Annotated in this window: 24 protein-coding genes; 13 read left to right on the forward strand and 11 right to left on the reverse strand. The window is 43.7% G+C overall.

Annotation, left to right across the window (positions count from 1 at the left end; all coding sequences use genetic code 11):
• The gene (gene nrfB / locus HOP38_RS08595; protein WP_006074227.1) at positions 1–594 is read right to left on the reverse strand and encodes a cytochrome c nitrite reductase pentaheme subunit; all 594 of its coding nucleotides are present in this window, start codon (positions 592–594) and stop codon (positions 1–3) included.
• Positions 595–1,088: 494 nt separating this feature from the next.
• Between nrfB and nrfA the strand changes: the two genes are divergently transcribed.
• Together nrfA and HOP38_RS08605 are read left to right on the forward strand one after the other, a co-directional pair.
• Positions 1,089–2,504: an ammonia-forming nitrite reductase cytochrome c552 subunit gene (gene nrfA / locus HOP38_RS08600; RefSeq protein ID WP_006074229.1), complete on the forward strand. Its 1,416-nt coding sequence runs from the start codon at positions 1,089–1,091 to the stop codon at positions 2,502–2,504.
• Between the two features lie 117 nt (positions 2,505–2,621).
• Positions 2,622–3,053 (forward strand): hypothetical protein, encoded by a 432-nt coding sequence (locus HOP38_RS08605; RefSeq protein ID WP_006074231.1) that lies wholly within the window; start codon positions 2,622–2,624, stop codon positions 3,051–3,053.
• 3 nt (positions 3,054–3,056) lie between these two features.
• On the opposite strand, the gene HOP38_RS08610 is transcribed toward HOP38_RS08605, so the two are convergent.
• Positions 3,057–3,845 (reverse strand): ferredoxin--NADP reductase, encoded by a 789-nt coding sequence (locus HOP38_RS08610; RefSeq protein ID WP_198557862.1) that lies wholly within the window; start codon positions 3,843–3,845, stop codon positions 3,057–3,059.
• A gap of 187 nt (positions 3,846–4,032) precedes the next feature.
• Here HOP38_RS08610 and HOP38_RS08615 point away from each other — a divergent pair, with 187 nt between their 5' ends.
• Both HOP38_RS08615 and HOP38_RS08620 read left to right on the forward strand, forming a co-directional pair.
• Positions 4,033–4,719 (forward strand): hypothetical protein, encoded by a 687-nt coding sequence (locus HOP38_RS08615; protein ID WP_198557863.1) that lies wholly within the window; start codon positions 4,033–4,035, stop codon positions 4,717–4,719.
• 3 nt (positions 4,720–4,722) lie between these two features.
• Complete coding sequence (locus HOP38_RS08620; RefSeq protein WP_198557864.1) at positions 4,723–5,784, forward strand: 3-oxoacyl-ACP synthase III family protein; 1,062 nt, start codon at positions 4,723–4,725, stop codon at positions 5,782–5,784.
• Between the two features lie 28 nt (positions 5,785–5,812).
• On the opposite strand, the gene HOP38_RS08625 is transcribed toward HOP38_RS08620, so the two are convergent.
• Positions 5,813–6,454 carry a TPR domain-containing protein gene (locus HOP38_RS08625; RefSeq protein ID WP_198557865.1) on the reverse strand — a complete coding sequence of 214 codons (642 nt, stop codon included), beginning with the start codon at positions 6,452–6,454 and terminating at the stop codon, positions 5,813–5,815.
• Positions 6,455–6,533: 79 nt separating this feature from the next.
• Positions 6,534–7,367: a posphoenolpyruvate synthetase regulatory kinase/phosphorylase PpsR gene (gene ppsR, locus HOP38_RS08630; protein WP_088877401.1), complete on the reverse strand. Its 834-nt coding sequence runs from the start codon at positions 7,365–7,367 to the stop codon at positions 6,534–6,536.
• A 154-nt stretch (positions 7,368–7,521) separates the two neighbouring features.
• Between ppsR and ppsA the strand changes: the two genes are divergently transcribed.
• The 3 genes from ppsA to HOP38_RS08645 all read left to right on the forward strand — a co-directional run bounded on the left by ppsA (position 7,522) and on the right by HOP38_RS08645 (position 11,236).
• Positions 7,522–9,915, forward strand: a complete 2,394-nt coding sequence (gene ppsA, locus HOP38_RS08635; RefSeq protein WP_198557866.1) for a phosphoenolpyruvate synthase — start codon at positions 7,522–7,524, stop codon at positions 9,913–9,915.
• Between the two features lie 218 nt (positions 9,916–10,133).
• Positions 10,134–10,832 carry a toxin-antitoxin system YwqK family antitoxin gene (locus HOP38_RS08640; protein WP_006074245.1) on the forward strand — a complete coding sequence of 233 codons (699 nt, stop codon included), beginning with the start codon at positions 10,134–10,136 and terminating at the stop codon, positions 10,830–10,832.
• 32 nt (positions 10,833–10,864) lie between these two features.
• Complete coding sequence (locus HOP38_RS08645; protein WP_198557867.1) at positions 10,865–11,236, forward strand: SpoIIAA family protein; 372 nt, start codon at positions 10,865–10,867, stop codon at positions 11,234–11,236.
• A 108-nt stretch (positions 11,237–11,344) separates the two neighbouring features.
• On the opposite strand, the gene HOP38_RS08650 is transcribed toward HOP38_RS08645, so the two are convergent.
• Positions 11,345–11,998 carry a thiopurine S-methyltransferase gene (locus tag HOP38_RS08650; protein WP_038230379.1) on the reverse strand — a complete coding sequence of 218 codons (654 nt, stop codon included), beginning with the start codon at positions 11,996–11,998 and terminating at the stop codon, positions 11,345–11,347.
• A 230-nt stretch (positions 11,999–12,228) separates the two neighbouring features.
• Here HOP38_RS08650 and HOP38_RS08655 point away from each other — a divergent pair, with 230 nt between their 5' ends.
• Positions 12,229–13,005 carry a RelA/SpoT domain-containing protein gene (locus HOP38_RS08655; RefSeq protein ID WP_006074249.1) on the forward strand — a complete coding sequence of 259 codons (777 nt, stop codon included), beginning with the start codon at positions 12,229–12,231 and terminating at the stop codon, positions 13,003–13,005.
• Between the two features lie 95 nt (positions 13,006–13,100).
• Here HOP38_RS08655 and ihfA read toward each other — a convergent pair whose 3' ends face one another.
• The 6 genes from ihfA to HOP38_RS08685 all read right to left on the reverse strand — a co-directional run bounded on the left by ihfA (position 13,101) and on the right by HOP38_RS08685 (position 19,208).
• The gene (ihfA, locus tag HOP38_RS08660) at positions 13,101–13,394 is read right to left on the reverse strand and encodes an integration host factor subunit alpha (RefSeq protein ID WP_006074250.1); all 294 of its coding nucleotides are present in this window, start codon (positions 13,392–13,394) and stop codon (positions 13,101–13,103) included.
• A gap of 521 nt (positions 13,395–13,915) precedes the next feature.
• Complete coding sequence (pheT, locus tag HOP38_RS08665; protein WP_198557868.1) at positions 13,916–16,303, reverse strand: phenylalanine--tRNA ligase subunit beta; 2,388 nt, start codon at positions 16,301–16,303, stop codon at positions 13,916–13,918.
• A gap of 18 nt (positions 16,304–16,321) precedes the next feature.
• Complete coding sequence (gene pheS / locus HOP38_RS08670) at positions 16,322–17,305, reverse strand: phenylalanine--tRNA ligase subunit alpha (RefSeq protein ID WP_006070684.1); 984 nt, start codon at positions 17,303–17,305, stop codon at positions 16,322–16,324.
• Between the two features lie 192 nt (positions 17,306–17,497).
• Positions 17,498–18,193, reverse strand: coding sequence for a class I SAM-dependent DNA methyltransferase (locus HOP38_RS08675; protein ID WP_006070685.1), 696 nt, complete (start codon positions 18,191–18,193; stop codon positions 17,498–17,500).
• A gap of 66 nt (positions 18,194–18,259) precedes the next feature.
• Positions 18,260–18,739, reverse strand: coding sequence for a GNAT family N-acetyltransferase (locus HOP38_RS08680; protein ID WP_198557869.1), 480 nt, complete (start codon positions 18,737–18,739; stop codon positions 18,260–18,262).
• A complete protein-coding gene (locus tag HOP38_RS08685) occupies positions 18,732–19,208 on the reverse strand; it encodes a GNAT family N-acetyltransferase (RefSeq protein WP_198557870.1) in 477 nt (158 codons plus the stop codon). The genes HOP38_RS08680 and HOP38_RS08685 overlap by 8 nt, the downstream gene beginning before the upstream one ends.
• A gap of 164 nt (positions 19,209–19,372) precedes the next feature.
• On the opposite strand from HOP38_RS08685, the gene HOP38_RS08690 reads away from it, so the two are divergent.
• The 5 genes from HOP38_RS08690 (at position 19,373) to HOP38_RS08710 (ending at position 24,278) form a co-directional block, all read left to right on the forward strand.
• Entirely contained in the window at positions 19,373–20,011 is a 639-nt protein-coding gene (locus tag HOP38_RS08690; protein WP_198557871.1) for an NAD(P)H-dependent oxidoreductase, read from the forward strand.
• The gene (locus HOP38_RS08695; protein ID WP_006070689.1) at positions 20,008–21,924 is read left to right on the forward strand and encodes a monovalent cation:proton antiporter-2 (CPA2) family protein; all 1,917 of its coding nucleotides are present in this window, start codon (positions 20,008–20,010) and stop codon (positions 21,922–21,924) included. The genes HOP38_RS08690 and HOP38_RS08695 overlap by 4 nt, the downstream gene beginning before the upstream one ends.
• A gap of 193 nt (positions 21,925–22,117) precedes the next feature.
• Complete coding sequence (locus HOP38_RS08700) at positions 22,118–23,398, forward strand: MATE family efflux transporter (protein WP_198558271.1); 1,281 nt, start codon at positions 22,118–22,120, stop codon at positions 23,396–23,398.
• Between the two features lie 95 nt (positions 23,399–23,493).
• Positions 23,494–23,850: a ribosome hibernation-promoting factor, HPF/YfiA family gene (hpf, locus tag HOP38_RS08705; protein ID WP_006070691.1), complete on the forward strand. Its 357-nt coding sequence runs from the start codon at positions 23,494–23,496 to the stop codon at positions 23,848–23,850.
• A 263-nt stretch (positions 23,851–24,113) separates the two neighbouring features.
• Positions 24,114–24,278, forward strand: coding sequence for a hypothetical protein (locus HOP38_RS08710; protein WP_006070692.1), 165 nt, complete (start codon positions 24,114–24,116; stop codon positions 24,276–24,278).
• Positions 24,279–24,293: the final 15 nt, after the last annotated feature.

The raw sequence follows: 24,293 nt of genomic DNA on the forward strand, positions 1-24,293 counted from the left end.
TTACTTGCCCTCCTCTTCACGTTTTTCGTTGAAGTCTTTGTGGCAATCGACACACATCTTAATAGTTGCTTTGTGGTCGTAAGAAAGTACTTTCGCTTTCTCGGCATGCACTGAGTGGCAATTGGTGCAGGTTAGGTTTTTCGCATGCACATCATGAGTCCAGCTATCTTCGCGCAAATATTGCGGCTGATGACATTCGGTGCATCGGCTGTTTGCTTTGAGGATAGCTTCAGGGTCTAACCATGTTTTATCGGAACCCGGCTGAGACTGCGCAGGATGATATTTAATGACCGTAGAACCACCGTCACGGTGATCTGGACCGATATTACTGTGGCATTGAGTACAATTAACTTCGCTGCCAATGATTTCGATTGCGTCCTCTCCGTGAGAGCCAGCAAGTGTCTGTTTAGAGTCTTTGTGACACTGAACGCATTTATAGTCCTTGTCACGAATCAACTCCACCTTATGCCGTTGAGATACCCCTTCTTTTTCGAGGGCTGCTTCATCAGCTAAGGCATTGAGTGAATAACCATAGAGAGTAAATGCTAGGAGGGCCTGAAGCATTATCACCATGGTCAATTTAACATTGCCCATTGTATCCTTTCCTTAAACCCAATATTGAAGGTAAAACCTACAAAGTCAGATTAATAATTAATAACTTTCCTCTAGTAATTACTTGAATTAAGTCATTACCAACGAAATGTAATCAATTCTTATTTAGGATGAGCCACAACGCTTCACATGACGATCATAGTTTCCGATGTGTTATTTGCCTATCACTTTAGAGGTAATTAGTGAGCAATATCACTAATGTTTGTGTGTGAATTTTTACATAACTTCCATTTAAAAATGATAATTAATATCATCACAAATAAAGCCACCTACCCCTTTAGGGTTAGTTGAAAATAGATGTGAACTCAATCACTTAGATAAATTGATCTAAAACAGTAAACGCCCCGACATGTAATTAAGTATTAATGAATATGAGCTAATATTAACAGGTCTTAATAAGATAAGACGTCTCCAAATCTTATTTAGGGAAATAGCCCCACAACGCATTTCAAAAATTAGAATATGGAGATAACACTGTGAAAAAGCACTGGATTCTAAGTTCCGTTGCTGCAATAGCTCTATTAGGCGCCGCGAGTGTGCCAGCTTATGCAGCATCAGAAGAAGGGTTGATTGACCCTCGAAATCAAGCCTACGAAAAAGATCATCCCGATCAATATAAAACGTGGAAAGAAACAAGTGAAAGTGAAGAAATAGAAGATGCGTTGGCGCATGACCCTAATATGGTCATCCTATGGGCAGGCTATGGCTTTGCTAAAGACTATAATAAGGCGCGCGGTCACTTTTATGCGTTAGACGATGTAAGACAAACACTGAGAACAGGCGGTCCAACAGATCCTAAATCAGGCCCTATGCCGATGGCATGTTGGAGCTGTAAAAGCCCAGATGTTGGTCGTGTGATCGATGAACGTGGCGAAGATGGCTACTTTGAAGGCAAATGGGCAAGACTAGGTGCAGAAATCTCTAACCCTATAGGCTGCGCTGACTGTCACGATACTCGCAGTGACGCGTTTAAAAACGGCGAGCCTGCATTGGCAATCGCAAAGCCGTATGTAGAACGTGCATTCGAAGCTATTGGCAAGAAGTTTGACGAACAATCTCGCTTAGACCAGCAAGCATCTGTCTGTGCTCAGTGTCACGTAGAGTACTACTTCACTGGCCCAACGAAAGCGGTTAAGTTCCCGTGGGATATGGGAACAACTGTTGGTGAAATGGAAGAGTACTACGATGCATTGAACTTCAAAGATTGGCAACATGCAGTTTCTAAAGCGCCAATGTTAAAAGCTCAACACCCAGGATACGAAACTTGGCGTGATGGTATCCACGGTAAGAACGGTGTAGTTTGTGTTGACTGTCATATGCCTAAAGTGACCAAAGAAGACGGTACGGTCTTTACTGATCACAAAGTTGGTAACCCATTTGATCGCTTCGAAGATACTTGTGCTAATTGTCACACTCAAACGAAAGAGCAATTACAAGGCATCGTTTCAACGCGCAAAGCTCAAGTTCTTAATATGAAGCTTACCGCTGAAAAGCAAATCGTTGCCGCTCACTTTGAAGCTGGTGCTGCATGGGATGCAGGTGCGACAGAAGAAGAGATGAAACCTATCTTGATGGATATTCGTCATGCACAATGGCGCTGGGACTATGCCATCGCTTCTCATGGTGTGCATATGCACGCTCCAGAAGTGGCACTTGAGGTGCTTGGTACATCAGTGGACAAAGCAGCAGATGCACGTGCGAAACTTATCCGACTGCTTGCTAAGAAAGGCATCACTGATCCGGTAGAAATCCCTGATATCTCAACTAAAGAGAAAGCTCAAGCAGCATTAGGTATGGATATGGATAAGATGAACGCTGAGAAACAGCACTTCTTAGAAACCGTCGTACCTGAGTGGGACAAAGAAGCAGAAGCAAGAGAAGCGAAGTACTAATATTTCACTAATATGATTCTGTGATCTATTCGATTATTAGTTAAAGCCCCAACCACTTAGTTGGGGCTTTTTGCTACCATTAAGTCTATGACTATCAGACACCTAAATTGGCGCTCTATGAAAAAGCATCTCGCACTTGTTCTCTGCGTAGTAAGCTCTCCCCTACTTGCAGGCACTTACAACAGCGTTTCTGTCGGCACAACTAGTGACGGTGGTTTTGGCGTAGGTCTTTATCACGATCGTAATTTAAGCTTCGGCTTTTACAGCAACTTGGCTGGTGGAACGGGCCCTAACAATGATGATTTCGCTCTTAATGTGGGTCTAGTAAAATCTTTGAGTGAGAATTTTGTCGGTTATGTTGGTGCCGGAATTGCCAACCGAAGCGAAGAGCAGTTCAATGGTTCTCCAATCAAAACTTATGACTCATCACTCCGTTTTAATGGCAATATTGGATTGTTGTTTAAAACTGGCGTCACCGGTTTCACCGCTGATGTAGGTTATAACACCGGTCTTGAGGCTGCTTACTTTGGTGTAGGCTACACCTATTAGCGGCTACCAGTAATTTTCACTCGCAAAATTACCCGGCTTACGACGCAGATGTTTAGTAAGTCCTAGCTCTAGCAGTGTCTCACTTGTATCTTTGACCATTGCAGGGTTTCCACAAATATATACAAAGCTGTCTGGCGCACTCAGCGCTAAGCCCACCTGTTTCTGAACCTCCCTATTAAGTAGTAACTCGGGAATTCGACCTCTAAGACTAGTGGGATGCGCTTCTCTTGACACCACAGAAACGAAATGAAACTTGTCGCCCAACGCGTTTTTCGCGCATTCGATAGAGTCTGAGTATACTAATTCACTTTGGGTTCGGACGGCGTGGACAAGAACGATGCTATCAAAGCGTTTGGCAATCGAGTCATCTTCTAAAATAGAGAGAAAGGGACCAATCGCCGTACCGGTAGAGAGCATCCAAAGCGCTTTGGCATAATCCGGTATTTCTTCTAGAGTCATAAAACCCGAAGGCTGTTTACCGACAAACAGTTTGTCTCCCACCTCTAGGTCGTTTAATTTCGGCGACAGTTGACCGTTGTCATCGGCAATGATGAGAAACTCCAGATGATCTTTGCCATAAGGATGTTTCGGGTGATTCACCATAGAATAAGCTCGACGAACCCATTCGCCGTCTGAGTTCGGTAAACCCAATTTAGTAAACTGACCAGCGACATAAGTCTCTATCGATGCTGCCACTTCAAGGCTGAAGAGCTTTTCTGTCCACTGCTTCTTAGCGAGTACACGCCCTTCAACCAAACCGTTAGGAACCAACACATTATCTATGTTCGCCATACTTTACCTCCGATGAAGAAAACATAAGCTTCTGTTCATCATAGAGCTAAATCCGACAAAATTTAAACTACAGTTTATGAGGGAATTAGGACTTTCGAACCATTTCATCATAGATTTAAATAACAGATGAAAGAAATTCTCAACTTTCCGGTCTAACTATATTGTGTGTCGTAAAAAGGATGTGTTAGTGACCATGAAACCTTGTTTTCCAGCTGTGCCACTAGATGTGCCTAGCGAAAGTCCAGTTCGCTACTGGTTGCACGAATACCAACATCGACTACTTGAATTTACCGACATGGAACGCAAGGCACTTTCACGCCTTTTGCCATTGCTAGTATGTGGTGAACAATCTTCTCAATGGGTGTTTTACAACGAATCAGTGAGGAAAAAAGAAAGTCCCTTAGCAATTGCCGCCAACGATTTTGAGCGTATCGTTGCCGATGAGAAATACCATGAAGAGGCTCTAGAGTGGGTTCGTCATCAAATTGAAGAACCTGCAGATATACTTGCAATAAAAAGACGCAGCCAGCGATTCTTTGCCTCATTGGGAGCAAGAAAAACATTCGAAGAGCACTTTGCTCAAATCGCTTGTTTGGATGCCCTAGTGTGTAAGTTGATGCTGTTTATTGAGAAAGGCTCTTTGGGACCACATCATCCTTTTACTCTCCTTTGCCGCGCCATCAAACAGGATGAGGCCAGGCATGTCTCTGTATCGAAGCTTCACGCCATAGAACTTGGATACGATAAATCTCGATGGCGTGAGCTGAACACCAACATCTCAGACAAGCTATATGAGCTACTCAATACCGAACGTGACGCGTTTGAAGTGCTTGGAGTAAATCTAGACATGATTTTCGAGACTAAAGAGGGATAATTTATGACTGCAACTTTTCTACCCGGGCGCGTTTCACTGCTTGCCGCCAGCCATCAATTTCCCGAACAATACTTATCAAATGGGGAACTACTCGGAGCACTTGAGCAACTTTCCGGAAAACGCTTTGCCAGAGTAGCAGCAAGGATAGTGCCTTTTCTAGGCATTGAAGGTCGTCATTTTTCACGCAGCATTCAGACTCATACTAGCGAGCCAAATCCAAGCAACTCTGATCTTGCAGTTCATACCATTAAAGATTTGCTCGCAAACTCTCAACATACTCTCTCTGATATTGATTATCTTATTGGCCATACGACAACGCCAGACACTCAGCTTCCTCCCAACATCGCATGGGTAGCCGAAAAGCTTCGATACCAAGGTCCGTTTATGGAACTGCGACAAGCTTGTACAGGTTTCGCAAGTGCTTTACAAATCGCCATTCCGCGCCTTGCTTTGCTCAACAAACCCATCGCCATCGTGGGTAGCGAAACAGGGTCAGTGTATTTCGATTACGACAAAGGTTTTCTCGACCAGTCTCAATTGGTGAATTACATGCAAATGGGAGACGGTGCTGGAGGGGTCATTATTGGACCTGAGACAAGCGAAGGAATAGGTACGATATCGCACTGTTTCACTGGTCAAATTGGTATAGATAAGTCACCGGGTTTATCTCTCGACGGCGGCTCTGCATCTGTTTACACTCAAGCGGGAAAGGCGCGCTTTCATCATAGCGCAACCGATGTCCGTAAAAGTGGCGAATCCTTGTTTCAAGCGAGTATTCTCGCGCTGAGAGAGCAAGGTTTTGAGTTGGACGATTTTGACTACATCATCCCCCACCAAGCAAGTGGGCGAATCGATAGTATGCTGGCTGAAGCTTTGGATATAGACCCGAGTAAGATCATCAATGATGCTAAACATTGGGGAAATCTGGGCTCTGCTGCAATTTGGTGTAGTTTTTCGAATCTAGTTCATAGCGATAAGCTTACGGTGGGAAGTAAGGTCGTTATTCTAGGCGCAGAGGCCACCAAATATATGTATGGTGGCTTTATCTATACGCACAAAAGTTGAGGCTCTAAAGATTATTACCAGTAAGTATTTAGTTGCCGCTCATGCGTTTCGCTTGATTAATTTTCTCAATAATAGCCGCTCTATCAATCCCTGGTCGATTGGAATCAAGGATTTTCGTCCAAATTTCAATCGCTTTGTTGTGTTCTGAATGTAGAAAATAGTCAGACGCAACAAGTAGCAATGCGGTGTCGTTGTGCTCATCCATTTCGAGTGCTTTATCAAGAAACTGCTGCACTTCAGGGGTGATCGTTTGCGACTCATCAAAGTACTTCGCCGTCGCTATTGCCGCATACTGACCAGCGTAAGGGGTCTCAGACAGTCGAATTGAGTAGTCAAAACAAGTAATCGCCGCATCAAACTCAGAGCTTTGCATATAAAGCTGCCCTAACCTAAACCAATCTTTCGCATCATTAGGGTTCTGTTTTAGTGCTTGCTGCAGTTCTTGCATCATGGATTCACCATTTTTAAATGGTGCAGCAAGTTCGAGCTCAGGGAGTGTATTGCGCATTTGTGACCAAATACCCAAAGAAATACCACAGACGAGGACGCTAGCGACAGCCGAAAACAAAAAGCGTTGTTTACCGCTAGCTATGCTTTTTAGACTCAGCAACGCGATAATGAAAACGACAATGCCGCAAAGTAAAGCAAACAGATAGATATTGAAGGACAAAGCTTGTTACTCAAGATAAAAAAAGAACCGACATTATATCGGTTCCCGTTAAGATTCACTGTGAGTTCGTGGTCGTTTTCTAGAACACTCGGCGTTTTAGCCCAGCTCTTTCGAGGATTCTGGTTGAAATTTCTTCAACGGATAATGAAGACGTATTGATGTACGGAATTGCTTCTCGTCTAAATAAAGACTCCACACTCGCCAGCTCTTGAAGACACTGCTCAGTACTTGCGTAATCACTGCCTGCTAATCGATTTTCTCGTATTTCAGTTAAACGTTCGGGATCAATGGTTAAACCGAACAGTTTGTGACGATGAATTTCAAATTCAGGCATCAATCGAAGACGCTTAATATCATCATCGATAAAAGGATAATTCACCACACGCAAACCGAATTGCATGGCTAGATAAAGACTTGTTGGCGTTTTACCGCTTCGAGATACACCAAGTAGAATAATATCAGCTTGATCAAGGTTCTTGAGTGAAATCCCATCATCGTGAGCAAGAGTATACTCAATTGCTGCGATACGATCGAAGTACTTATCCGTATCCTTCCCTACGCTGTGAGAACGTTGCAACTTAGGTTTCGGTTCTAGCTGCAAATCGTCCTTTACTTGCGCCACAATACTCTCCAACACATCGTAGCAATACGCAGAAGACTGCATAAGACCTGTGCGAATTTCGGGTACAACAATAGAGAAAAACACTAACGGCTTTACACCGTTACGTTCATAAGATTGATTAATTTCCCTAATGAGTTCATCAAGCTTATGTTCGCTTTCGACAAATGGAAACGTTTTCTCATTCGCAGTGAACGGAAATTGCCCTAAAACCACGTGCCCCAATGTCTCGCAAGTAATCGCTGTTCCATCAGAAACGTAGAACACGTCACGACTTTGACCATTATTTTTCATTTTTTATTTAATTTTTCAAAAAAATTTAAGTAGGATGCATTACATAATATCGATAACAAACCCTAGCATTCAATAACGTTCCCCCACAGTTTTGAAAAATAGTTAACTATTTTTTTACTGAATACGTAATCGATTGCTATATCCTACAGCTGCAATGTTTCTGGAGATAGACATGCAACAAAACAACACCCTTTGGTTCAATGGCCTGTCCATGGACGATGTCGATAAGGTCGGCGGTAAGAATGCTTCACTAGGCGAGATGGTTTCCAATCTTGCTAATGCGGGAGTGTCAGTACCGAATGGCTTTGCGACGACGTCTTATGCCTTCAACCAGTTCCTCGATTTCGAAGGATTGGATGAGCGCATTCATGGCCTACTAGACGAACTTGATGTTGATGATGTTGACGCACTGCGTAAGACAGGCGCGACCATCCGTCAATGGGTATTAGAAGCCCCATTCCCTGCTGACCTAGAGCAGGACATTAGAGAAAATTACCAAGAACTCATTGAAGGTAACACAGAGCTATCTGTAGCAGTTCGCTCTTCTGCGACTGCGGAAGACTTACCAGATGCCTCATTTGCTGGCCAGCAAGAAACATTCTTAAATGTAAAAGGCATCGAGGCCGTTCTTGAAGCCACTAAACACGTATACGCTTCGCTATTTAATGACCGTGCGATTTCGTATCGTGTCCATCAAGGTTTTGACCACCGCGGTATCTCACTATCGGCTGGTATTCAGCGTATGGTGCGTTCTGATCAAGCATCATCCGGCGTGATGTTCACCTTAGATACTGAATCTGGCTTTGACCAAGTCGTCTTCATTACATCGGCTTGGGGTCTAGGTGAGATGGTCGTTCAAGGCGCCGTTAACCCAGATGAGTTTTACGTCCACAAACCGCTTCTTGAACAAGGACAAGCGCCGATTGTTAAAAAGACCTTCGGCTCCAAACTCATTAAAATGGTGTACTCCAACAATCAAGAAATTGGTAAACAGGTCGACATCATTGACACGTCTGACGCAGAGCGTAACCAGTTCTCGCTAACTGATGAAGAAATCAAAGAACTTGCTAAACAAGCGATGATCATCGAAAAGCACTACCAGCGTCCAATGGACATTGAATGGGCAAAAGATGGCATTGATGGCAAGCTCTACATCGTTCAAGCACGCCCAGAAACAGTATGCTCTCAAAGTGAACAAAATGTCATCGAACGTTTCCAACTGAACAACAAAGCAGACGTGTTAGTCGAAGGCCGTGCTATTGGCCAACGCATCGGTACAGGTCCAGTTAGATTGGTCGATTCACTTGACCAGATGTCACTGGTTCAAGAAGGAGACGTGCTAGTGACTGACATGACCGACCCTGACTGGGAACCTGTCATGAAAAAGGCCTCTGCAATTGTCACCAACCGAGGCGGCCGTACTTGCCACGCTGCAATCATCGCTCGTGAACTAGGTATCCCAGCTATCGTTGGTTGTGGTAACGCAACAGATAGCCTTGCCGACGGCGCGACCGTAACTGTTTCTTGTTCAGAAGGCGAAACGGGCTACGTTTATCAGGGAGAGCTTGAGTTTGAAGTACGACGCTCAGCCGTTGACGAATTACCTCTTCTGCCGACCAAAGTAATGATGAACGTTGGTAACCCAGATCGTGCCTTTGACTTCGCTCAAATCCCTAATGAGGGCGTAGGTCTAGCGCGTCTTGAGTTTATCATTAACAAAATGATAGGGATTCACCCGAAAGCCCTACTTAACTTCGATCAGCAATCTCCAGAGCTACAAGCTGAAATTACTCAGCGCATTCGCGGCTACGATGACCCGATCGATTTCTATGTGAGCAAACTCACTGAAGGTATTGCTACGATTGCCGCTGCTTTCTGGCCTAAACGTGTGATTGTTCGTATGTCTGACTTTAAGTCGAATGAATACAGCAACCTCGTCGGTGGTAAAGCATTTGAACCACACGAAGAAAACCCTATGCTTGGCTTCCGCGGTGCGTCTCGCTACATTTCATCGGTATTCGAAGATTGCTTTGAGTTAGAAACTCGTGCATTAAAACGTGTACGCAATGAAATGGGCCTAAAGAACGTTGAAATCATGATTCCATTCGTGCGAACACCAAGCGAAGCTGCCCAAGTTATCGACTTACTGGCTAAGTTTGAACTGCGCCGTGGAGAACAAGGTCTTAAGGTCATTATGATGTGTGAACTGCCTTCAAACGCAGTTTTAGCTGACGAATTCCTTAAGTATTTTGACGGCTTCTCCATCGGTTCAAACGATATGACACAATTAACACTTGGCTTAGACCGAGATTCTGGAGACGTGGCACATCTGTTTGACGAACGTAACCCAGCAGTCAAAGCGATGTTGAAAATGGCTATCGATGCAGCAACACAAGCTGGCAAATATGTCGGCATCTGTGGTCAAGGTCCTTCCGACCATGACGATTTAGCAGAATGGCTAATGGAACAAGGCATCAGCTCAGTATCCCTGAACCCAGATACTGTTATTGATACCTGGTTGAAATTGGGTAATGTTGCTAAGCAATAAATAGCTGCACGTTATGACTAAGCCAGAGCCGTTTGCTCTGGCTTTTTTGTTAGCAGAACGCCTGTTTTGATTAGTTTTGAGCACGTTAGTCACGTGTTTTAACCAAAGGTTCCGTTTTATTTTTGCAATAATACTTGTCGACTTTTTCACTTTTTAATTGCGCTATCTCAAGCCTATTCTGGATAGGCAGACCAAAGCTCTACATATGAGGTAACGCTATGAGAAAATCCATTGCAATTGTTGCGGGTGTACTTACCTGTGTATCTGTTGGTGCTTATGCCACCGAGTCAACTGCCCAAGATACTGAAAATTCCGTTGACTACGTTCAAGTTAGAAACGGTATCGCTTACCAAGTAAACGAAACCACACCTTTCACCGGTGAACTTACACGCAAATATAACTCCGGGCAAAACGCACTTCATGTCCGATTTGCTAACGGTAAAGCCGTAGGTGCAGAAACCACTTACTATCCAAATGGTCAGGTCTCTTCTACCATCAATTACAAGGACGGTCTCGCAGACGGAGATTGGAAACAGTGGTATGAGAATGGACAGTTGAAAGTCGATGCTGAATATAAAGGAGGCGTATTAAATGGCGCTTTCGATGAGTGGTCCTATAATGGTCAAAAACTTGTCTCAGCGAAGTATGATGATGGTGAACTGCAAGGTAAGTTATCTTCTTGGTATGAGAATGGCCAACCACGATCAGTTGAAAACTATGATTCAGGCAAGAAAGACGGTCTAGCCATTAGCTACTATCCAAATGGAAACAAAGCTTACGAAGCAACTTACGATCAAGGAGACATCAATGATGGCATCGTGACCAAATACGCACCTGATGGACAGAAACAATATGAAGTAACCGTCAAAGATAACAAGATGGTTTCTGAACAGCATTGGTTTGATAATAAATCCTAGTCCGTCAGTTTAGCCTTTCGAAGGAGATGCTTATGTTCACTACCCTACCATCACCACGCCCAGATATACTGGTCATTGAATTTGATGACAACGTCGATTTAGTGCAAGAAAAACACATTATCGCTGAGGTAGACAAGCTATTGGCAGAACATGAAAGAATAAGTGTGATGGCAATACTTGATGAAAGTGCTAATTGGTCGCTTGCGGCAGGATTTAAGGACATTGTCTGGACACTGACAAATCTAAAACGAATCGAAAAAGTAGCAATCGTTGCTGACAGAAAGGTTATTACTTGGTTGGTGAATGCGGATGCTATTATCGCTCGAATGTTTGATATTCAAGAAAAAGCATTCGCCTCAGCCGACTTTGAACAAGCTTGGAACTGGATTCAAGCTCCCAAGTAGTCGCGTTCAACATAAGATCATTGAAAGTCCACAGACAGTATATAAGAAAGCCAGATCCTTAGGGTCTGGCTTTCTTGGTCAGGCTAAACTGCAAACTGCTTGCACTCATTAATCTAGGTGCTCAATAAGCCAAACCTCTTCAGCAAATCGAGTTAAGCCTTGTTTTATGCGACGATGATTATCGTCTGCCTCATCCCGTTCCAACAACGTTAAACGGTATTCTTCACCAAAGTATGCCTTTACTTCACTCGACGGAACACTAAACGGAGGCCCGGACATTTCAGCTTGGACATAATCAAGTGTAATCAATAGGATTCGACCACCCGGCATTAGAGAGCGCTTCAAGTTCTCGACGTATAAAGCTCTTAGTTCTTCCGGCATCGCGATGAGTGCAGCACGGTCATAAATAAGCTCTACAGGTCGTATAGGAGCTGTGAAATAGTCACCTACGTAAATATCTAACTCGTCAAACTGATACAACTCAAATTGGCCATTAATTGGAGTGACCATTGGCGTATAGAAATGCTCGGCAAAAAAGGCACGTACAGCGATCTGACTGAGCTCTACACCTTGAACGCTATCGTGGCGCTGTGCTAGCCAAACAAGGTCCTCAGATTTACCACAAAGCGGTACAAAAACACCATCCGTGCGGTTTGGTTTTACTTGGTTCCAGTATTTGATAAGTAACGGGTTCACATCTTCCAGATGAAAGCCAATTTTATTCGATGCCCATTTATCATGCCACAATTCAAAATCGTTCATTTATCGTTCATATTCGGTGTGGATAATCATTAACGTAGAGTTTACAGAATGAGGACAAAAAGTCATGCCTCTGAAGGTAACTTTATTGCGAGACTTAGGTCACACATCAGACACTGTTTCGTGTTTTTAGGTTGGGTTCGGTAAGTTAGTCCCCATACTATAGGTAGTGCAACTCCTGAACGTTATCGTCCTTTTTGCATACCGTTTTCGTAACGTAACTAGGAGAGAGAATGAGCATGTTTCTTCGTACCGCAGCACTAATGCTATTGGTACTCAGCCGCGCACCTGCATTTGCGGCAACGCTTAATCAATCCGATTCAACTACTTCAAAAGGAAACCAAGAACAGAACGAAGTTTGTCCATCTGTATTCAAACATAGCCTAAGTGGCTTATATGGCATCGATGCTGTTAACAGCAACGCACTTCAACCGCATTCTGACTTTGATATCTTGTATAGCAAAGCCCACCAAGCTCAGCACGAATTAGAGTCGCTGTGTAAAACTACCGCCCTACTTACTGGTACTGACGCTTATTTCGCAGGCGTGAAATCTTATGACCGTGCACAGGAAAAAATCCGTACTGAACTTAATGGTGAAGTAAATCAAATCACCGACTTAGCTCGTGGCACAATCGTAGCTGATGATGTTGAAGGTCTTGTAGGTGCTTATGAAACTCTCAATCGCGAAGCCAAAGTCGTTCGTGTTAAAAACCGCTTCAAGAGTCCTGCGCCTTCTGGCTACCGTGACTTGAATATTTTGGTTCAACTTCCTAAGACCGGAATCATTGCAGAAGTTCAGCTTCACTTGAAAGCCATTGCCGACGTGAAAAGCGGTCCAGAGCATGATCTTTATGAGATAATTCAAGGCATCGAGCGCAACGCAGCCTCACAAGATCGTAGCTTGAACGATATTGAAACTGCGCAAATCACCAGCTTAAGAAGGCAATCTCTAGAGCTTTATCAAAATGCGTGGCAGCCATACATTACTACCAATATTAAAGCGGCATAGTGTCGCTTTAGTCTTGACTCTTTAACGAGTAAATTCATCGACAAAAAAACAAAAAGACCACATATTGTGGTCTTTTTGTTTTCTAAAGTAAGAACTTAATCTACTTTGATGTTCTCGACTCGTGCCTTCAGTTTTTGGCCGGGACGGAATGTAACTACGCGTCGAGCAGAAATTGGAATATCTTCACCAGTCTTAGGATTTCGACCAGGACGTTCATTCTTGTCTCTCAAGTCAAAATTACCAAAACCCGACAGTTTTACCTGTTCGCCACTTTCGAGTGATTTTCTGATTTCTTCAAAAAATACTTCTACCGTTTCCTTGGCATCCCTTTTACTGAATCCGAGTTTCTCAAATAGGTTCTCAGCCAGATCGGCTTTTGTGAGCGCCATAAAACTCCCCTCAAAGCTAATTTAAACCTTACTATCACAGCGATAGCGCTAAACATTTCGTTTGACCAATCAACAACATAACGGTCTAACTTTGAAAAGTGTAAGCCAACCTTCTGATTTTCGCCAACTTTTTTATATCATGGAAATGTCAGGATATTTTCTTATCTATTAGCAAGTTACCGTTTTAATAGCACAAAACAAAAGTTTCAACAGCACACAGAGCCCAACCACAGTCATATATTTCAATTATCTTCGATATATCAGATATAAATAAAATAACAACAAATTACAAAATACCTAACGCAGACCACAGTTTTACAGCATTTATCTTATAAAAACAGTAAGTTGCAGATGCCAGCCAATATGAAACACGTTTAACCCGCTCGACAGAAAGTTATACAATCTAGTGTATAAAGAGCTATATTTTTAGGTTGCATCAGTTCTATGTGATTAAACAAAAAAAAGCGAGCCAATTAAATTGACTCGCTTTTCGAACACTTAGCTAAGTGAATAACTAATAATTAGTCACGCAGTGAAGCACCAAACTTCTCAGATACGTGAGCAACGATTGTATCCACCGCACCAGCGATATCTGCGTCTTCTAGAGTACGTTCAACTGATTGCAACGTTAGTGCGATGGCAAGACTCTTCTTGCCTTCTTCAACACCTTTACCAACGTATACATCGAACAGTTTCGCGTCTTTCAAGAACTCACCACCCTGTTCTAGACACGCAGCAACGATGTCACCTGAAGCTACAGCTTCATCAACAACAACTGCAATATCTCGACGGTTTGAAGGGAACTTAGAAAGCTGTACCGCTTCTGGAATCACTTTAGAGTTAATTGCAGACCATTCAATTTCGAACACGATAGTACGGCCATTAAGACCAAACTTACGCTCAAGCTCTGGGTGAACAGTACCAATTACACCAACTTCTTTGCCATCTACGACGATTGCCGCAGACTGACCTGGGTGAAGCGCTGGGTGTTTCGCTGCAGCAAATGAATATGCTTTCTCGTTTGCTGACAGTTCTAGGATCGCTTCTAGGTCACCTTTAAGGTCAAAGAAGTCAACCGTATTAGTTTCAATATCCCAATGCTCTTCGCTGCGTGTACCAGCAATAACACCAGCAAGCATTGGCTCTTGGCGCATACCGTTTTCTGCAGTTTCACAAGGGATGAAACGTAAACCGTACTCAAATAGGCGAACACGTGGCTGCTGACGCTTCTGGTTGTGAACAACCGTGTTAAGTAGGCCCTGAATCAACCCAAGACGCATTGCTGACATTTCCGCAGAAATTGGGAATGGCAAGACGAGTGGCTCAACGTCAGGAACGATTAGCTTTTGCTGCTCTGGTTCAACGAAGCTATAAGTGATGGCTTCTTGATAACCACGGTCAACAAGCAGGTTACGAACACGCTTGAGAGGCAGATCCGCTTCAACATGGTTGTGCATCTTAAGTGCTGCTGCTGGGTGCTGGTTTGGAATATTGTCGTAGCCGTAGATACGACCAACTTCTTCAATCAGGTCCTGCTCGATAGCGATATCGAAACGCCATGTTGGTGCTGTTGCCGTCCAACCAGACTCTGATGCTTCAACAGTCAAGCCTAAGCGCTCAAGGATTTCAACAACGTCCGCATCTTCAATGTGATGGCCAAGTAGCGCATCTAGCTTAGTGCGACGCAGTGCTACTGTGTTTGCTTTTGGCAGGTCAGCTTCTGACTCTACACCAACAACAGGTGCTACTTCACCGCCACAGATTTCAACAAGAAGTTCTGTTGCACGCTCCATTGCACCTGTCTGAAGTGCGAAATCCACACCACGTTCAAAACGCATTGAAGAATCGGTGTGAAGACCGTAGCTACGAGCACGACCACGGATGTGGTCAGGTGCGAAGAATGCACATTCTAGTAGAACGTCTTTAGTCTCAGAGGTAACACCAGACTCTTCACCACCAAAGATACCAGCAATTGCCAGTGTTTTATTGTGATCAGCAACAACTAGAGTATCTGCGTTAAGCTCTGCTTCAGTACCGTCTAAAAGTGTTAACTTCTCGCCTTGTTCCGCCATACGTACCACGATGCCACCTTCGATCTTCGCTAGATCGAATGCATGCATTGGTTGGCCTTGCTCTAGTAGAACGTAGTTAGTGATGTCAACGACTGGATCGATTGAACGAATACCACAACGGCGCAGTTTTTCTTGCATCCACAGTGGCGTTTCAGCTTGAACGTTCACGTTCTTAACGATACGACCTAGGTAGCGAGGACACGCTGCTGGCGCTTTCACTTCGATAGAAGCAACATCTGCAATAGACGCTTCAACCGCGTTTACTGCTGGCTCTGTCACATCAGCACGATTTAGAACACCTACTTCACGAGCTAAACCACGAATGCTGAAGCAGTCTGCACGGTTAGCTGTTAGGTCTACGTCTACCGTTACGTCATCAAGACCTAGGAAGTCGCGGAAATCAGTACCGATAACAGCGTCTTCTGCAAGTTCCATGATACCGTCAGACTCAACGTCGATACCCAACTCAGTGAATGAGCAAAGCATGCCGTGTGAAGGCTGACCACGTAATTTCGCTTTCTTGATTTTAAAATCGCCTGGAAGGACAGCACCAACGGTTGCTACTGCTACTTTAAGACCTTCACGACAGTTAGGAGCGCCACAAACGATGTCTAGCAGTTCTTCTGCGCCAACATCAACTTTTGTTACACGTAGTTTATCTGCGTCTGGGTGTTGACCACACTCAACCACTTTACCTACTTTAACGCCAGTGAAAGAGCCAGCTACTGGTAGTACGTCATCTACCTCAAGACCAGCCATTGTAATTTGGTGCGTAAGCTCGTCAGTCGTAACCGAAGGGCTAACCCACTCACGAAGCCATGATTCGCTGAATTTCATTGTGATGAACCCTCTGGATTACTTGAACTGTTTTAGGAAACGAAGGTCGTTCTCGAAGAACGCACGCAGGTCATTTACGCCATAACGTAACATTGTCAGACGTTCTACGCCCATACCAAACGCGAAGCCAGAGTATTTCTCAGGGTCGATGCCAACAGCACGAAGTACGTTCGGGTGAACCATGCCGCAGCCAAGAACTTCAAGCCACTTGCCGTTCTTGCCTTTTACGTCTACTTCAGCAGAAGGCTCGGTGAATGGGAAGTAAGATGGACGGAAACGAACTTCAACTTCCTCTTCGAAGAAGTTGCATAGGAAGTCATGCAGAATGCCCTTTAGCTGAGCGAAGTTTACATTCTCGTCAACTAGCATCCCTTCCACTTGGTGGAACATTGGTGTATGAGTTTGGTCATAGTCGTTACGATAAACACGACCAGGTGCGATGAAGCGGAATGGTGGTTTACCATTTTCCATCGTACGAATTTGAACGCCAGACGTGTGAGTACGTAGCATCAAATCTGGGTTGAAGAAGAAAGTATCGTGGTCAGTACGAGCTGGGTGGTCTTCTGCGATGTTTAGTGCGTCGAAGTTGTGGAATGCATCTTCGATTTCTGGACCAGACTCAGTGTTAAAGCCTAGCTCACCAAAGAACTGTTCAATACGCTCAACAGTACGAGTAACTGGGTGTAGACCACCGTTCTCGATACGACGACCCGGTAGAGTAACGTCGATTGTCTCTGCTGCAAGTTTTGCTTCAAGTTCAGCACGTTGTAGTGCATCTTTACGAGCAGCAATCGTTTGTTGAACCACGCCTTTTGCTTTGTTGATCTCTTGACCAGCACTGCGGCGTTCTTCTGGTGGTAGTTTACCTAGGCTTTGAAGCTGAGCGGTTAGCTCACCTTTCTTACCTAGATACTGAACACGCACTTCGTCAAGTGCGACTAGCGAGTCTGCAGCTTCAATCGCTGCGCTCGCGTTAGCAATGATCTCTTCTAGATGTTGCATCGTTTCCTCGTCTACCGTCCGGTAGTATCCATAAGGGTGTTTTTTGATAGCTGTACATACTAATAAAACCCGCCGCTAATGCCAAATTGATTTGTAATTTGAACGGGTTATTGGGCAAAAAAAACTCGTTTTTTGCCCTTTTAGCAGAAATCACACCGGAAACGATGACCATTTGCCGATATTCGGCAATGGTTAATTCGCGTTTGCGCGAATAAAAATGAAGTTTGGACGACGCGAAAGTTTATCAAATGTCTCAGGTGATACTTCTTTCATCGCGGGATCAGGTTGACCTTCGGAAAACTTGTCGAGAGTAAAACCACTTTCAGCTAAGCTATCAAACAAGTTAGTAAACGAACGTCTAAAGAATGAAACCTCTACGGGTTCGCCAACGGTATTCCAATCTTCGGTGATACGCTCTACTGCAAAATAGTTGTTAAAAGCGTCATCTTCAAAATCAACAAGTGGGTGATGGGTAGAGAAAATGAACTGTCCGCCTTGTTTGAGTACACGATGTACCTCTTTAAAAAGAGGCACCAAATCTTCAAGGTAGTGCACCATTAAAGGGCAAACAACAAAGTCATAACTATCGTCGGCTTCTTTAGGAAGTCCATCAGATAGATCTTGCGCATAGCATGTTACAGCGTCACCTAGTTTTTGTTTAGTAATTTGAACCATTTGCTCTGAGAGATCGACAGCGGTTACTGTCGCCCCCTGATTAACAAAGTGCTGCGCATAAACACCAGGACCACACCCTAAGTCCAATACCGCTTTGTTGTTTACCTCACCCACTAAAGCTAGTGTTGAAGGACGCTCATAAAGGCCATTATACGCGTTATTTTCAATCGCATCTGCGTACTTTTCTGCATGTTTTGTATACATTTCACCCATATAAATACCTCCAACTATCAAACCATTAATTCCACATTCGGGTCGCGCAATCTACCGTTACTATAACTACTCGTCAATCTCTTCTGCTCGCCAAACTAGGCGTAACATGTCTTTGTGTTGAATACCGTGTTCGAAGATCGGTTCATCATAATTATCGAGAAAGAAGTCTTTAATCACTCTCTCTACTCGAAAACCGTGCTTTTGATAAAACGAGAGTTGATAACCAAATGTACCTGTTCCTAATTCGACAACCCTAGTACCTCGGCTCGCTAGCTTCGCTAATGTTTCATCAAGTAGAACTCCGCCAAATCCTTTGCCATGGTACTCTGGGTAGGTTGCGATATTGAACAGTTCAGCTTTACCATTAACCTGATCAACTTCTATTAACGTTGCCCCAATCAACCTATCTTGCATAAACACAGCAAAAGCATGACATCGGCCTCGATAAACGTTAATCGCGGCTTCCTCTGGGTCAGCCAATAACAAAATATCCAGCGGTAACTGTTCTTGAGCAATCTCTTTCACTTCAAACATCGAGTTATTCATCTTTTAATACTCTTTCCATCAGATAGTTATCTAACACGATGCCACGAATGTCTGCTTGGTTTGGTCGCACTACGTTAAAGCCAAAATGAAGGAAAAACGGCTTTGCTGTAATGCTTACATAGGAATACAGCCTACAAATATCAGCTTCTCGCGCTTTATTCATAATGGTCTGCATCAACACACTCCCTACCCCTTGCCTTTGTGCTTGGTGGTGACAATAGAAATGGTCTATTAATCCATCGGCTTGTAAATCACTATAACCCAGTATCTGAGTTTGGTTTGTCACCACAAAAGGCTTACATCGAGCAATATACGCTTCAAAAGCGGATGTCTCTAACTCATCACGAGCCCATGCTCTAATCTGCATCTCATTGTAATCATTGCGATTTACAGTGCGAATTGTTTGCCGATATAATTCCAATAACTCATTTGCATTCTCTTGCGTCGCTGCTCTAACCGACAATCGCATATCTAGACTCCTTTAAGTGACCGTTAATTCTTGCGATTAATAGTAGCAAGCTAAAGATGTTTAACGGGGTTCAATGTTAAGGTTACTAGACGGTAACCAATTGAAAAATATCTTTTTGTGTACTAGATATTAAAACTCATAGATGAAGCTATCCGGAAGCCATTATGCCCGAAAAAAATAACAAAGTGCTGGTGCTGTACGCACATCCATCTCAGAGACGTTCAGAGGTCAATGCTCCGATGTTTAGAGATGCCCAATCCATTAAAGGAGTCACCGCGGTCGATCTGTATTATGAGTACCCAACTTACAACATTAATATCGATAGAGAGCAACAACGATTAATTGATCACGATATTGTTATTTTTCAATTCCCTCTCTATTGGTACTCAACGCCTTCTATCCTTAAAGAATGGCAAGACTTGGTATTAGAGTATGGGTTTGCTTATGGGCAAGATGGCACAGCACTTCATGGTAAGACTTTTTTATGTGCAATCTCTGCTGGCGGTAAGGCCGATGCTTATCAAACAGAAGGCTACAACCATTTCACTATTAGAGAACTACTCCAACCATTAGAACAGACTGCTAGTTTGACGGGCATGACCTATTTACCGCCTTTCTGCCTTTTTGGTTCACGTACAGCTCAAGAAGAGCGACGTATACCGGAGCATAGAGAGCGTTGGAAAACGCTTTTAAACCTGCTTGTTACCAGCTCGTTCGATATCGAACGAGCAAAACCTCTCGAAAAACTTAACCATTATTGGCCACAAGAACAGGCTATCGAATCAGATAAGGACGCATCATGACCGGTTACTTTCTCCAGGCTTTCGTTTATCTTATAGCCGCCGTCATCGCAGTACCTATTGCTAAGCGCTTAGGTTTGGGATCTGTACTTGGTTACCTCATTGCTGGGGTGGTTATTGGACCTATTATTGGCCTCGTGGGCGAAGAAACTACTACCATTCAACATTTCGCTGAGTTTGGTGTCGTTATGATGCTGTTCTTAGTTGGCCTAGAACTAGAACCTAAGATGCTTTGGGGCATGCGTCATAAACTTATCGGTCTTGGCGGCATTCAAGTTGGTGGCACAGCAGCAGCGGTTATGGGAATCGCACTGATGCTCGGACAAAGCTGGAGCGTTGCGCTGACTATTGGCCTTATTTTTGCTCTTTCTTCGACTGCAATTGTTCTGCAAACCTTTAATGAAAAAGGACTGTCGAAAACAGAAGGTGGCCAGAGTGCATTTTCAGTCTTGCTATTTCAAGACATTGCCGTAATTCCAATGTTGGCGTTTATCCCCTTACTCGCCTTGCCAGAACTAGTTGAACAAGCGCAAAATGCCGCGGCGCAGGCGGCTGAGCATCATGACGAATTAAGCTTGGTAGCTGGACTTCCAGGGTGGGCTTATGGATTAGTCATTACTGCGTCAATTGCGGTGGTCGTCGTTGGTGGTCATTATCTTAGTAGACCTTTGTTTAGGTTCGTCGCATCATCTGGATTAAGAGAAATCTTTACAGCTACTGCGCTTATGCTTGTTATTGGTATTGCAGCCTTAATGAGCTTGGTCGGTCTATCTCCTGCCCTTGGTACATTTTTGGCAGGTGTCGTATTGGCCAACAGTGAGTTTAGACATGAGCTGGAGTCAAATATTGACCCTTTTAAAGGGCTTCTCCTAGGCTTGTTCTTTATTACCGTTGGCGCAGGTATTAACTTCGGTATCCTATTTGACGATTTCTTTGTCATTATCGGTTTAACTTTGGGCGTAATGCTCCTAAAGGCAGCAGTGCTGTACGTACTCGCGATGATTTTCAAAATCAAAGATAGTGCCCGATGGTTATTTACCTTGAGTCTTGCTCAAGCCGGTGAGTTTGGTTTTGTTCTGTTAAGCTTCTCGGTTCAGAATCATGTATTGCCTACCGATATCGCCCAAACACTATCACTGGTTGTTGCTTTATCTATGTTCTTAACTCCTGGTCTGTTTATTCTGTTTGATAAAGTCATCTTGCCTAAATTTGAGAAAGACAGTAATGACCGTGAGGCCGACACAGTTGAAGAGCGAGGCACTGTCTTGATTGCGGGTATTGGCCGCTTTGGGCAAATCGTCAATCGTCTTTTGGTCGCCAATGATGTGAAGACGGTGGTACTAGACGTACGTGCTGAACAAGTCGATAACATGCGCCAAATTGGCACCAAAGCTTATTTTGGGGACGCGTCCAAGCCAGATATCCTGCATACTGCAGGAATCGAAGATGTGAAACTGCTTGTTATTGCTATTGATAATCAAGAAACCAATGTTGAGCTTGTAAAATACGTTAAACATACGTACCCTCACGTCAAAATTCTTACTCGAGCATTCGACAGAGGGCACGGTTACCAACTAAGGCAAGCCGGCGCAGATTATATAGAGTCTGAAACCTACCATTCAGCTTTAGAGCTTGGTGCTAAAACCATGAAATGTCTTGGCTTTCACCCATTCTTTATTGAACAGCAGAAATCCATCTATAAGACGATTGAAGACAAACAATCCGACCGTCTATATAAAGCTTGGGCAGACGGTGCTGATGGTGAAGAACGCTACGATAACAACTACCGTGACTTATTCATTGAATTGGAAGGCTTCATAAAGGATGCCATGCAAGTCGATCGAAATGACAAACATTCTCGCGAGCGTGGATGGACACCACCTCCAAAAGGTTATGCGGATAAGTTCGAGGAATAAAGCATAAGTAACATTAATCTTTGCTTTGTTTAGCCCCCTGTAGCTAATGGGCTCATAAGCTATGATGTTAACAGAGACGGGCATTTAGTCCGTCTTTCCTTTTTCGCAAGTACACAATGATAAGTAAATAGGCACAAATAAAGAGAACAACGTGGATAAAGATTCAAAACAGTTAGCCAAACAATTGTTCAACATGACCCTTCCTATGGTGCTGGGAGTGTTGTCCCTTATGAGCTTTCAATTAGTCGATAGTGCCTTTATCGGACAACTAGGCGTATTACCTCTCGCTGCTCAAGGTTTTACACTGCCGATGCAAATGGTCATTATTGGTATCCAAGTAGGCCTTGGTATCGCTACAACGGCAATCATTTCTCGTGCTTTGGGGGCCAATGACGAGTCTTACGCAAAACAATTAGGGGGCTTGATCCTAGTTTTCGGTAGCTTAGGCGTTGCGGCTATTGGCGTACTCATTTGGCTAATCCGACACCCAATCCTCGCCTTGTTAAGTGCACCCGAATCTGTCTATCCAGTAATTGACAGCTATTGGCCTTATTGGCTTCTAAGCTCTTGGGTTGGTGCGGTGCTGTACTTCTACTACAGCGTCTGTCGCGCTAATGGGAATACGGTTCTACCAGGAATGATGATGGTCGCCACGAGTATCATTAACTTAATTCTCGATCCACTGTTTATCTTTACCTTTGATTTGGGTATCAATGGCGCGGCAATCGCGACTATCGTCGCTTTTGGTATTGGTATCGCTTTTGTCGCACCGAAAGTGGTCAATAAGAATTGGGCATCGTTTGATTGGAAAGATGTCAATGTAGTAAACAGTTTGAAGTCGATATGGAAAATTATGGCACCCGCGATGGTCAGTCAATTACTTCCCCCGCTTTCCTCGATGTTGGCTACTAAACTACTCGCAACATTTGGTACTGCTGCAGTAGCTGCATGGGCACTGGGCTCTCGTTACGAGTTTTTTGCCATTGTAACCGTATTAGCTTTGACCATGTCTATGCCGCCTATGGTCGGTAAGCTATTGGGGGCTAAAAACCTTACAGATATCAAAAAACTCGTCAACCTTGCCGTAAGTTATATTCTTGCGTTCCAGCTCTTAGTCGCCATTATCACTTACTTGTTTGCAGGTCACTTATCAATACTGATGACCAGCGAAGACAATGTACAACAGATCCTCAATTATCATCTTATTTTAGTCCCTTTCAGCCTTGGGCCTTTGGGCATCTGTATGTTAATGGTGTCTATATCCAATGCGCTTGGCAAAGCAAAAACCGCTTTGACCATTTCAGCGCTTCGTTTATTTGCCTTCTTCTTGCCTTGCTTGTGGTTAGGGTCACAGTTTGGAGGAATCGAAGGACTCTTTTGGGGCGCTTTGGTCGGAAATGTCCTTGCGGGTCTAAGCGCTTGGTTCACATACAGTTATTCTTTAACGCAACTAGAAAAGTCCCTTTCTAAATAAGGCTCAATTTCTATTCCATTTGTACTAACTATTTTTGTCAAAATAGCCCTCCTTTGCTACGTTTAAAAGACGTAGTGAAAGGAGAGGTACAATTAATGAAAATAAACGTTCAGACCCACCACGTTTCAATTGGAGAAGAGTCTCGTCAAGAGATTGAAAACAAATTTGACAAAGTATCAGCTCACTTTCCTCAGTTGATCAGCTGTGACATCATTATCAAGAAAGAGCATGGCCAACACGAAGTGGAGATTTTCACCAATTATGAGGGTGTGAGAGTATCAGCTAAAGCCACCCACGATATTATGTACCCAGCCATTTCCGCAGCGTTGAAGAAGCTTGAAGCAGGTTTGCGAAACCGAAAAGGACAACTAAAAACTGACTTGCACGCCAAACCGACGAGCACCAAACCAGAGATCGCGTCAGACATCATTCAAGAAATGAAACTCACTTAGCCTACCCTTTAAATACAACCTAAAAAGCCGGCTCTTAGCCGGCTTTAACTCGAAAACTTATTGCAGTTAAATAACTTATCCATTCCCATTCATAAATTCTTACACTGACTTTTCTATTCTAAATATCTGCTTTATTGCCAACAATATCGAACCCAGCTCAGCATTTCTCTAAAGTTCGCTCCTTTCTGACCACAATGGCGCAAAATGACAAATTCAATAATGCGTTGTCATTACTATGTGCTTAACGCTTTAGGAGGCACGATATGACATATAGAGAATTTCAACACACTGACACTTACAAACTGATGGTTGGCACAGGGGAGTTAATCTCATCTATTGCTTCCTTTCTTTTTACGCTAATCACAGCGATAGCCAAAGCCGGAGTATGGCTTGCTAAAAAAACCTACTCATGGATCGCTAAGCGATAATCCAACATCAACTCA

The organism is Vibrio mediterranei, assembly GCF_013364395.1.
GTDB lineage: Bacteria > Pseudomonadota > Gammaproteobacteria > Enterobacterales > Vibrionaceae > Vibrio > Vibrio mediterranei.